Raw genomic sequence first — 12,656 nt, 5'->3', positions numbered from 1 at the left:
ACCCAATTAATTCAGGAATATTCTGCTACAAGGATGTAGCATTTTCTACATACACAAAATAAAAGAGTATATTTTATGGCAACACAAGATACACTTGCTACTTATTGGTCAGTTCAAACTCCCTTTGTAACAACTATTGCCATAGAGCAATTACGCTTGTGGGCCACAACATCATCATGGTTTAAAGAATGTGATACTAGCCATTGGTTTGAAGTAGACCAAACTAAATTAGAACAACTACAAAATGATTATCAAGTAGAATGCGTGGATTTAGGCAATCAACTACTGAGTTTACAACCTTTCAATTTTACAGATAGACGATTTAACTCAGAAAATTGGAATACACCTCTTTTTGGTTCTGTTGCTGCTTTCTACCTATTAAATAGCAAATTTATGTTATCACTGGTAAATTTACTTAACATTGATGACAAAAAAGCTGCAGAACGAATGACATTTTTAGTTGAACAAACAGTCGCTGCCTCTGCTCCCAGTAATTTCTTTTATACTAATCCTGATGCATTAGAGAAAGCGATACAAACCAATGGCGGCAGTTTAGTTTCAGGTTTAATGAACCTACAACAAGATATGGTAGAGGGTAAGCTACGCCAATGTGATAAAGGTGATTTCGAAGTAGGTGTTAATCTAGCAACTACAGCTGGAGAAGTTGTTTTCCAAAATGAGTTTTTTCAGCTTATTCAATATGCACCAAAAACCCGAACACAATATGAAATACCCATATTAATTGTACCTCCTGCCATTAATAAATTTTATATTCTTGATTTACAACCCCATAACTCTTTTATCAAACATCTAGTGGAACAAGGGCATAGAGTTTTCTTAATATCATGGCGTAATCCTGATAACTCTATGGCCAACAAAACATGGGAAGATTATTTGCAAGATGGCGTGATTACGGCTATGCGTGTAACAAGAGCTATTTCAGGTGTACATGACCTTAATATGTTAGGCTTCTGTATAGGTGGCACGTTACTAAGCTGTGCACTTTCCGTACTAATTGGCCGTGGTGATTCACAACCTAACTCATTAACTTTATTTACTTGCTTCCTTGACTATGAAGACACAGGGCCAATTAATGTTTATGTAGATGAAGCACTTGTAGATTACCAAGAAAACACCATTGGAGGCAAAAATGGCTCTGTTGGGCTTTTCCGTGGTGAAGACATGTGTAATACCTTCTCTATTCTTCGTCCAGATGAACTTTGGTGGAATTATACTACTAGCAAATATTTAAAAGGTGAAAAGCCCAGAACCTTTGATATTCTTTATTGGAATAATGACAGCACTAATATGCCTGGCCCAATGTATTGCTGGTACCTACGCCATACCTATTTACAAAATGATTTAAAATCTGGTGAATTAAAATGTAAAGGTATACCTGTAGATTTTACAGTTATTAAAGCACCAACCTATCTTTATGGTTCAGAAAAAGATCATATTGTTCCTTGGAAAAGTGCTTATGCTACTACTAAGCTACTATCAGGCCCTATACGTTTTGTATTAGGTGCATCAGGTCATGTGGCTGGTGTTATTAATCCTCCTGCCGATAATAAACGTAATTATTGGACAAACGATACACTCACCAAAAACCCTGATGATTGGTTAAAAAAAGCAGAAAGGCATGAAGGGAGCTGGTGGCCAGATTGGTTTGCTTGGATTAATCAACATGCGGGTAAAAAGACAGCGGCCACCAAAGTACTTGGCTCACCGGAGTACCCATCAATAGAAATGGCGCCTGGCTCATATGTTAAAAGCTAATCCTTAGTATATTCTTTAAAAAGGCTCTAAAGTTAGAGCCTTTTTTATTTATTCATAGCCAACTATCCTACTATCATAGATAATTACTACTTTAAATTAGCATACTATTTATTAATATGAGTAAAGTACTTACTACGCCTTTTGCAACACTTAAATTAGACCGTTACCCTACGGACAGCCATCCCTCTTTACAAGCTTTTGATGCTGCTGATGAATACTTACTCAATGAACTAGCTGCTCTTAATCCTACAAAAAATAGTAAAATACTTGTCTTAAATGATAGCTTTGGCAGCCTTGCATGTAGCTTAGCTAACCAATTTTCTATCAATAGTTATAGCGACTCTTATCTAGCTGAATTAGCACTTTATAATAACCTTGTTCAAAATAATATCCCTTTATCTACAATCAACTTTATACCTAGTACAGAATTATTGTTAGAACAATATGATGTGGTGCTTATTAAAATACCTAAAACACTCGCATTATTAGAAGAGCAATTAATCCAACTGCAACCACATATTACAACTAATACTCTAATACTAGCTGGAGCAATGATAAAACACTTATCAAAAACAGCTAACGAATTATTAGAAAAATATATTGGTTCTGTACAGGCCTCATTAGCTATAAAAAAAGCACGACTATTAAGAGTCACACCCACTCATAAAAAGTTAATAAAATCACCCTACCCCAGTTGCTACAAAGTTAAAGAATTAAACTTAACACTTATAAATCATGCTAATGTATTTTGTCGTGAAGGACTGGATATTGGTACAAGAGTATTAATGCCATATCTAACTTACCAACCACACTTGATTAACGTAGCAGACTTAGGTTGTGGTAATGGAATATTGGGTATTATCTTTGCACTTAATAATCCCCAAGCTGAACTTATGTTAGTTGATGAATCCTATATGGCTATTGCTTCTGCCAAAGAGAACTGGCAACAAGCATTACCTAATCGTTCAGCAACTATCAAAGTAGCTGACGGCTTATTAAACCAAGCTAAAAACTCTTTAGATTGTATACTTTGTAATCCACCCTTTCACCAACAACAGGTAATTGGTGACTTTATCGCTAAAAGAATGTTTAAACAGGCTAGAGATTGCCTTAAACCGCAAGGAGAGTTATGGATTGTTGCCAATAGACATTTAAATTACTATCAACTACTAAAAAAACTATTTACACAGGTTACAACTATTACTCAGACCAATAAATTTATAGTGTTAAAAGCTATAAAATAAATTAAGAGATCAAAAGATCTCTTAATCTTATATTACTTATAACTCAGTATATTATTAATAAGCATTTGAAACTTCTATTAAAAATATTAAAGACTACTGCATCCTTGAGTCCAGACATCTATACCATTAATATTAGCAGTTTTTGTACCTGACTGATCAACAGTCATTCTGCCTCCAGAATATTTCCCTAATCTTCCATTAGCACTAACAGTTGCAGTTATTGTATAAGTTGTTGTGTCTTTTACAACATCTATATCAAAATCTGCATTACCAGATGAGCTACCATCAATAGGAATTGTTGTAATAGGAAAAGCATTACTATCACTATTATCATAAGAACCATACTTAATATAATACTGATTCATTAATGCATCAGCTTGCATTAAGCCAGCCTTACCATTATCACAAGCAGCTCTAATCGTATAATTAGTATACATGGGGTAGGCAATAGCAGATATAATTCCCAAAATAGCCATAACAATAAGTAACTCTATTAAAGAAAACCCTTTGGTTTGTTTCATATCTAACTCCATACACCTACCAATACTTATTTAAGAAAGGACCTTAAATATCAAGGTCCTCTCCCCACACATTATATCTCAGGATCGAATAAATCCGTCCAACTCATTTTCTTAAATACAGATGCTTTATCATCTTCATACTCTTTCCATTGGAATGGCTGACCCTCTTTATTTCCTGATGTCAGGTCTTCATAGTTCCATACTGGGGTACACCAATTGCCTTCACAATAAGTATTAACACCGGGTGGAATACCTATAATAACACTACCCCTAAATAAAGAATCACCAAAATAGGATTCTCCTGTTACTAGGTTAAAACCATAAGCACGTTGCCATCCACTCGCTAATCGGCAGGTACGGCCAGTGTTAGAGTTAGGCACATAGGTATTAAAGAAAACACTCGCTTCTTCTCTACCCGAGTTAGTAATATTACGAGCAGCTGACAAGCTAGAAACCATTTTTTCTCCCAAGCCGTTGCCAGTCATACCACTAGGATCCGCTGCACCAAAACTAACATAGAAGCCATGTTCTGTGAAAGCTGTTTCAGTAGCAATGGTTTTTCCTTCATCTTTAATAGTCTCTGATGTTACTTCTACCATTGATGCCTCAGTCAGTGCTGTATTATCCCCATCAGTCGGCGTAACATTAAAACGGAATGAATAGAATTTGTCTTTGTTATAAGTCACTAATGGATGACCAAGATAGCCCGTTCCTATATTAACTGAGTATTTACCCTTGTTTGCTGAATCCACAAACTCATAAACAGCAGGTGGCATATAGATACGTTGCGCTTGTGCCTTATCTCCGGAAGCTCCTACTCTAGCAATAACTCCATTCTCTCCAACAGGTTTTATAACTCCATTAGCAATATTGAAGCGCCATAGTTGTCCACCCATATCACCCACAAAGATGTCGGTAATTAATTTGTTTCCTTCTCCATCTATTTCCCTTTCCATTGTAGTAACAGGACTAGGTATACTATATTTCATATTACCATAGGTGCTTTGGTCTGCTTTCCAAATTAAACCACCTGTAACAGCATCTAGTATATAGATTTCATTACCCATATTATCTGCTGTTCTCTCTGTTACTTCATCTTGTTGTGAATCATAACCACCACCAAAGATAACTACCTTTCTTACGTCTGATCCTACTTGCATCTTTCCTGTTACTGGGGTTGACCAAGTATAACCTAAGTTATTAAATTGATCTCCTTGATTACCCTCTATTTTCCATAATAATGAAGGGGATGCTTTGTCACTGATATCTATGGCAAATAACGCACGACCACCTCTACCTGCTGCCACATAAGCAATCGCCTTTTCACCATTATTTACATAGCCATCATTATCCAGATCATCATGGTAGATATGAACAGTTCCATCTAAGCCATATAACCTTGGAACATCTGAACCAATGGTCTGTCTTGCCTGTAATTCAGGAATGATTGGTAGCATTTCACTAGGTATAACAGCATATAACTGTTCACCATTAGTTACATCAAAGGCACGGAAGAATCCATCATTACCCGCAAGCAGTGCCACTTGTTGTAAGCCATTTACTAAGAATTTAGTATCACTATAATCAATCTCTCCTTCATCAGAAAAACTTGCATCACAATTAATAGGATCTGCACCTTCTTCTGTTAAACATTTACCATAGTTTACAAAGTTTACTGCGCTATGAGCAAAATCACCTAATTTGAGATCATTTTTAGCAATGATTGTATCTTCACTTGCATCACCCTCTCTATTAAAGGCGAAACCACGTAGGAAGTTAACATAACCTTTGGTTAGTTTTAGTACATCATCACCTTCTTCTGCAGCTACTTCCATATCATCAGGTGTTATCTTGGAGTTTCCTGTCGCTGCCACATTACTAGCATTGAAGTGGAAACGTGAGCTACCTTTCATAACATACATAACCCGACTATCTGGATTATCAGCTAGTTTGTCTAACACACCACCCTTATGAACATTACCACCATCCCCTGTATTAGCATCGGTATACCACCAACTAGTTGTTAGAGGATTAATAAAATAGTAGCCATCTGAAGACTTGAATACTGCTTCCTCACCCTTAGCATCAACTAATACGGCTGATTGGCCTTGGGTTGTGTAATTGTTTCCATCATCATCTCTAATGGTTACTGTTGTTGGTTTATAGATTAAACCAAAGCGTTTCATATTACCTGACCAGTGGTTACGATTCGAGGGTTCCATTAATGAGTAATAGATTTCTCGACGTTGGATATAGCGGTTTTCATTACTGATCGCTACCTGTCCACTGGTGTAGTTATAGAATGTTCCTTTAGCCGTATCCATAATCTCCATAAAGGCATTAACTAAATCATCGCTAGTTTCAGCATAGAAATAATAACCTTTATTGGATGGATCATTAGCATTAACCAAGCGATGTAAGAATTCACCTGCACTTCTACTACCAAAAGCAACCGCATGGGTGGTTACCCAGTTCTCTCTATTATCCTCATTCAAGCCTTGGCTAGTGGTTGACATAAAGTTAACCAGTGCTTGACCACAAGCCTGACTGCCTGAACGGTCTTGACTACCCTTATACTCACACTCACTAGTAGATGTTCTCCAAGGTTTACCCGTATAAGACACTAACGCTCTACGCCAGTTAGTACCATTAACATTTGCATCACCATCAGACATTAATACCAAGTGAGTAGCCTGACAACTACTTAATAATGGACTAGGTTGAGGTTTACCATTCCAATAGAAAGTACCTTGATACGGACCATTAGGTGCATTACTACTTGGATAATTTGAAATATAACGTGCTGCCTCCAACATGGCTGGCATGGTTGGAGTTTGTGCAATAGTAGCTTCTTCCTCATTAACTGCATTCACAATTCTACGACGTATTGTTAAGCTATTAGGTGCCATTAGCTCCTGTCTAGCTGTAATCCTAATTTTCATCGCATTTGCATAGCCAGTATCATAGGGTTTAAACTGTAAATCCCTACTCTGCCGTTGAATGATCACAACTAAACCATTACCATTTACCCAACCATTCTGTTGCATTTTCGCTCTTATTACGTCAGTAATATCACAAAATACTGGAGTATCTCGAGAGTTAGCAGGAATAGTACAGATACTAGATGTAGGGAATAATGTTCTTGCCCCTAAATCATTTCTAGCCACTTTAAGTCGTTCTGCATTTACTGCATTGTCCAATGAAATTTGAATAGTACCGCCATAATTATTATTAGGCACTAATTGTAAGGTAGCAGATACTAAACCTTTATCAGCTAGACCTGTTGTACCTGCTGCCTCTGGATTTTTTAATAATACATTAGAAAAATAAGCACCTACTCTATAGTTATTATAGGCATATAAAATATTACCTGATAATGTGGGTATATTACTGCTGCTACCTGTCTGATAACCATCAGCACTACGGGAAGCTAAAGTTTCTTCCCATGTTTTAGTCATACAACCTGTTGCACCACCTGTATAAGTAAACTCTAATACAGGGCGGAAACTCGGACTTTGGTCATAGGTAAAAGCAGATCTATAACCATTACCTGACTGATGCTCTATGAAGAAGGCAACGGACTGGCCACCACACCACTCCTGAGCTTGTACAATTTCATTTAATATATTTTTAAGTTCAGGTGTTTTAACATACTTTGTAGCAGGATCATCACCAGAATTAGTTTTCCAAACCTCATCTATTTCCCAAGAGGCACTACTACTTGTCTTATTTCTTGTGGAGAAGTCATTGCTTGTTGCATTAAATTCTTTGGCATCCCCTGTTTTTTCACCTGTAATTTTTAAAGTAACATCTTTATCATTACCGCCAGCAGGTATCATTTTAATTCTAGCACTAGTAATTGTAGCGCCTTGTGGAATGTATACGTTATTAAAACGTACTGCTGCTGTAGAATTACCTGTTTGCGTTGAATTATAAGTAAGTTTTAACTTAGGTGCTCCTGCCCCTATTGTATGATATGGCTTCGAATATGCTGTACCACCACCTGTCCAGAATCTAATGGCCAAATCAGACATTGGAACGCCAGCGGCAGCAGCTTCTGATTTAAAATTATTTCTATAAGTAGTTGCACTTTGAGTATCTGTTGTTGAGATATTCAGTGCTTGTTGCACTGCTGTTGTAATATTTAATGTGATTTTCTTATTTTCTTGCCACCAGCAATAAGCACCATCTTGAGGAGATCCCCAATAAGAATCAGCATCACCGCCTAAATCTGTATTCCATCTAGTCTCATTCTGCCTTACTCCCCAATATCTTGGAGAATAGTCATAAGAGCCCGTTTTGAGATAGAAGTTAAAATCACTTGTAGTACCTGTTGTATTATAAATAGGCGAGTCTACACTGGGTGCGGGGAAATTTCTTGCTGACGAAACACGCCAATTAAGCCACTCAGCCTCACCTTTATTTCTGTAACTAGTTAACGTACAAAAAGTATTGCCATTGCTCTTATAAAAACCATCTTTTTTTGGTGTAATTATTAAGTGTGCTTTTTTAATGGTAGCATCAGATGGAATACTTACCCCTTTAAAAATAAATAATGCTTGATCACCATAGCCTGTTTGATTATAACCTGTACCATTTAAACCTGTTACCACCTGACGACTTTCACCATCAACTGTTTCAGTTTCTATAATATGGTTTCTTCTACCACTACCAGTACCAGTAGTATTAAATATACTGGATTTACAAAATTCTGCTTCATCATCTAAAACAAGTGAGCAAACATAACTGATCGCATTTGAATAGGTATAACTATCATAAGCAGATCCTGACTGTGTTCTAGGTAACAAAAACAAAGAGTTATAGCGATCACGATCTAAATCAAATTCCCTTTCTACATTATTATAATCTGCCCCAATATCACCCATTAACATAACATTACTAGTGACAGAAACATTTTTTCTAGAGCCATTAATTGTAGGTTGATGAGCATCATCCTTTCCACTAGTGGAGCGTGCAACAGTTTCCTGTATTGACCCATCATCAATTGCATCAATATCAACAACTGGATAAACAAGTTTTGCTGCCCTACCAACACTAGTATCAGAACCAACTGTTGTATCTGGATATTTCATTACACCAACACGTACCCCTTTCAATGAGGTATTAAGTAATGTTTCTGTTACCGCATCTCGGAGTCCTTCGATCCTTCTCGTACTAGTACCATTGATATTGATATCACGCATTGATGTAGAATAATCCAATAAAAATATGATATTGGGTTTAGCTACCTCAGCAAACTGCTCTGAACCAAAAAATACTTCACTATCATCAGCATAAGCTATACTTGTATGTAAGATAGCACTGGCTATCAACATAGTAGAGCTTGCTACTTTCAATTTATTTAAAATCATATTGCCATCCTCAGACTCTATGAAATAGTTAGAAACTACCTACACTTATTTCCAACTAAAATGTCTTTACCAAAAAATGAAACAGCCCAACTTTATATCTATCAATTTTATCTAATTTAATTTTATATCAAACTACTAAAAATACTATTTATACTAGCTAGTAATTCCTCAAATTGTGATGAATTACAACATTTTAATTACTATTTGTTACAGCATAAGTTTGTAAGTGTCGGCTAACCACACATCCTTTTCTTGTACTTTCAACAGTAATATCTGCTCCACTAGGACAAGCAACTCCTGTGATCACAACTGCAATACAATCACTACTACTAGAGCCACACACCACATTAGCCGCAGTACCACCACTTGCAGGAACACAAGCATACCATACAGAGGTTATACCTCTCTTATCAGATGAATCAATATCATTAGTGTCTACAACCTTTGAGTCACCACTACCATAAGTACTAAACTGATTGGTAAATCCACTCGAACATAAATTACCTCGTAAACTTGTAACAACATTCGCATCTGTATTGAGTAACTTTAATAAAACATCTGAACCAGATATTGCGGCTTGATAAGCTTGTTTTTTTAAAACACTATTATTGGTAGTAATGGCATGAGAAGTACTATTAGCAGCAACAGATAAAGCTAATACCATCATTACCAATAACAACATTAATACTACTAATAAAGTAGACCCTTGCTGTTTGTTTTTAGCTAATTCACACATATTACAAATTCCTCAATCTATAAGTAGCTGAGTAACTTCTTTCAACCGCTGTAGAGGCATTATATTTGTCTGCACTAGTACCCGCTGCGGTCTTAACATTAATATAAAAAGTTATTAATTTAGCTTCCTGTAAGTTCACAACATTGCTAATATCGCTATCATCATAATTAGAATCACTACTAATTCCTCCGATAGTAACCTCACTAAACTCTCCAGCATCATTTTCAAGCGTCACGACTATTTTTTCTATGCGAACACCTTCGATACGATCATCAACTAAATCAAAACTACCTGAAGTAGCAACTGTTCTACCTTGAATACAAAGATCTTCAGGATTATCCGTACCACAATTCTGATATATCATGTTACGATAATATAGCCTTCGCCCAAAACAATCCTCAGATAACAATTGTGTTTCACCTGATTGGGCAAATTTCCCATCTATCCCATAAGCAAACATAATACCAACAGGTTCCTTCAAAGGGACAACAGCGAAAGAACGTTTTCTAAGTTCATCACTATTTTTCCCTGTCCAACTTAGCTCTCCCCCTGCACCACAACCATTATAACCTGCTCTTCCAGCTTCTGAACCTAACAAATCCAAAACAGTTTTTGCTCTATCTTGGTTAACAGATAAATTATTAGTAGTTGTACCTAACGTAGATGAAGAGATCATCACTTGAGTAACACCTAGCAATAAGATCATCCCTAGTAATAGAGCTATCATTAGTTCAATAAGGGAAAATCCATTTTGCTTTGCTTGCAATAAACTTTTCATAAAAGTCCCACTTAGTACTTAATATTATAATGCTGTATTAACAATAAAATAACTATAATAGCTACCTTCGGTTGATGCTCCTGGATCTGCACCAACCTCTTTTGCTGTATCCCATGTAATAGAAAGCTTATAACGTTTATTTCCTGCAACACCCATTATATCGTCTGCTTCTTCTGAAAGACTCCATGTTACATTTTTAACTGCTAACCTATTAATTTGCTGATTAAAATTATAGATATCATATGCTGCCATATCAGTACCACTACACCAATGTCCAATCCCTTGACAGTTTGATTTTTGTGAACCTGTTTGATCATTAACATATTCATCCATATTGGTTGAATTTACTCTCATCTTTTCAATAAAAGTATTAGCCATTAATGCTACTTGTTCTGTTTCATAAGCCTTTACATTAACTTGCGAGCTACGAATAATTAAAATAGAAGCACCTAATATACCAATAACTAAAATAACAAAAGCAATTAATACCTCTAATATGCTAAAGCCACGTTGCGCATTCATCTTAATCATCACTGCAACTCTCCTGTTCAACCTTACTTTGTCCAATTGCAGAAACTTTTATGACATTACATTTTTCATCATCAGTACTTTTTTTAGCCTTTATCTTCCATTCAACAGTCCCTGCTCCTTTAGGAAAATAGTCATTATTTAATGTCAATCTAGTAGAAGCAGTATAAGCTCCATCATCATCATATTTAGTAAACTCATCAGGTATACCATGTATAGCAGAACTACTATCTGGATAAAATGCTATAGCCTTACCCAATGAACCAGTACTGTCATTAGTTATAACTACTGAATTTGTAACTGTCATTCCCCTAAGCAAATCCTTTATTGGATTAGCATAAAGAAAAACACCTATAGTGCTACTATCTGCAAAATCATCTTCACATGCATAGTCATTTGAACTTTTAGAGTATGGACAAACAATTACTGGATTATTATTTGTAACTGCTGCTGTTTTTGCATACTGGAGTAAACCCACTAATTCATTTGTTGTAGCAGTTATAGCATTTTTCTTTGACATACCAGAAAAACTAGGGATCGCTATAACCGTCAATATCGATAGAATCATTATCACCATCATTAGTTCTAATATGGTATAGCCCTTTTCTTTAAAAATTTTCATATATATGAACCTTAATTTGTTGGTTATTTATCCATAAATTAACTAACACTCACTACCCGTCAGCCCACCAATAAATATTATAAAACTTTACTTATTGCCATTATTTACAAAACAATGAGTAATGCAATCAGTAAACCTGTTATATTTGCGAAGTATCACATTTTAAAGATATTATGTTATCCAAATTATGCAAAAACAACGGTTTTGTTTCCATGGACCAATACTCTATCTTCTAAGTGATAACGTAACCCTCTTGCTAATACCATTTTTTCTACATCTCTTCCTAATCTTACTGTGTCCTCGATGCTGTGTTGATGGGAAATACGAACTACATCTTGCTCAATAATAGGGCCTGCATCTAGCTCTTCTGTCACATAATGGCAGGTAGCACCTATTAGTTTCACTCCTCGTTGAGCTGCTTGGTGGTAAGGTTTAGCCCCAACAAACGAAGGTAAAAAACTATGATGAATATTAATAATTTGGTGAGCATAATGCTGACAAAGCGAAGGTGGCAAAATTTGCATATACCTTGCTAATACAATACAGTCTGCCTTATAGTCTTCTATTAACTGAGTCACTTTATCAAAACTTTCTTGCTTATTATTAGCATCAACAGGCACATGGTGATACGGTACACCATACCACTCAACCATACTACGCAAATCATTGTGATTGGAGATAACACCTACAATATCACAATCTAACTCATTACTATGCCAACGATATAACAGATCAATTAAACAATGTGACTCTTTACTTGCCATTAACATGACTTTTTTCTTTTGGCTGGACTCAGTTACTTGCCAAGTCATTTTGAACTGATCAGCGATAGGTGCAAAAGCCTGTTTAAAACCATCTAAATCAAAAGGTAACGATTCTGCTTGAATAACATGGCGCATAAAAAATTGGCCATTTGCCAAATCTGAATGGTGGTTCGCTTCAAGAATCCAGCCATTATAGGTAGCTAAAAATCCACTTACTTTAGCTACAATACCAATCCCATCAGGGCATGAAATTACCAACCGAAAGGTATTCATAAACACTCCAGTAGTTTACAACGGCGGGTATTGTAAGTTGTA

At 36.0% G+C, this 12,656-nt stretch carries 9 protein-coding genes; 2 read left to right on the top strand and 7 right to left on the bottom strand.

From position 1 onward, the window contains the following. The first annotated feature begins 75 nt into the window (after positions 1-75). Together phaC and MTZ49_RS06770 are read left to right on the top strand one after the other, a co-directional pair. Positions 76-1,776, top strand: a complete 1,701-nt coding sequence (gene phaC, locus MTZ49_RS06775) for a class I poly(R)-hydroxyalkanoic acid synthase (protein ID WP_264747585.1) — start codon at positions 76-78, stop codon at positions 1,774-1,776. Between the two features lie 116 nt (positions 1,777-1,892). After that, positions 1,893-3,020: a methyltransferase gene (locus MTZ49_RS06770; RefSeq protein WP_264747584.1), complete on the top strand. Its 1,128-nt coding sequence runs from the start codon at positions 1,893-1,895 to the stop codon at positions 3,018-3,020. Between the two features lie 86 nt (positions 3,021-3,106). On the opposite strand, the gene MTZ49_RS06765 is transcribed toward MTZ49_RS06770, so the two are convergent. From MTZ49_RS06765 to purU, 7 genes are all read right to left on the bottom strand, one after another. Next, entirely contained in the window at positions 3,107-3,541 is a 435-nt protein-coding gene (locus tag MTZ49_RS06765; protein ID WP_264747583.1) for a type IV pilin protein, read from the bottom strand. Between the two features lie 71 nt (positions 3,542-3,612). Beyond that, a complete protein-coding gene (locus tag MTZ49_RS06760; protein ID WP_264747582.1) occupies positions 3,613-8,913 on the bottom strand; it encodes a pilus assembly protein in 5,301 nt (1,766 codons plus the stop codon). Positions 8,914-9,106: 193 nt separating this feature from the next. After that, positions 9,107-9,649, bottom strand: coding sequence for a hypothetical protein (locus tag MTZ49_RS06755; RefSeq protein ID WP_264747581.1), 543 nt, complete (start codon positions 9,647-9,649; stop codon positions 9,107-9,109). 1 nt (position 9,650) lies between these two features. After that, positions 9,651-10,427 (bottom strand): PilW family protein, encoded by a 777-nt coding sequence (locus MTZ49_RS06750; RefSeq protein WP_264747580.1) that lies wholly within the window; start codon positions 10,425-10,427, stop codon positions 9,651-9,653. Positions 10,428-10,451: 24 nt separating this feature from the next. Continuing rightward, complete coding sequence (pilV, locus tag MTZ49_RS06745) at positions 10,452-10,958, bottom strand: type IV pilus modification protein PilV (RefSeq protein ID WP_264747849.1); 507 nt, start codon at positions 10,956-10,958, stop codon at positions 10,452-10,454. Further along, positions 10,951-11,577: a GspH/FimT family pseudopilin gene (locus MTZ49_RS06740; protein WP_264747579.1), complete on the bottom strand. Its 627-nt coding sequence runs from the start codon at positions 11,575-11,577 to the stop codon at positions 10,951-10,953. Before MTZ49_RS06740 ends, pilV begins: the two co-directional genes overlap by 8 nt. A gap of 185 nt (positions 11,578-11,762) precedes the next feature. Continuing rightward, complete coding sequence (gene purU, locus MTZ49_RS06735; protein WP_264747578.1) at positions 11,763-12,614, bottom strand: formyltetrahydrofolate deformylase; 852 nt, start codon at positions 12,612-12,614, stop codon at positions 11,763-11,765. Positions 12,615-12,656: the final 42 nt, after the last annotated feature.

This window comes from Entomomonas sp. E2T0, assembly GCF_025985425.1.
Lineage (GTDB): Bacteria > Pseudomonadota > Gammaproteobacteria > Pseudomonadales > Pseudomonadaceae > Entomomonas.
Note: the sequence above shows the minus strand (reverse complement) of the source record. Positions and strands in the feature narration are given on the sequence as shown.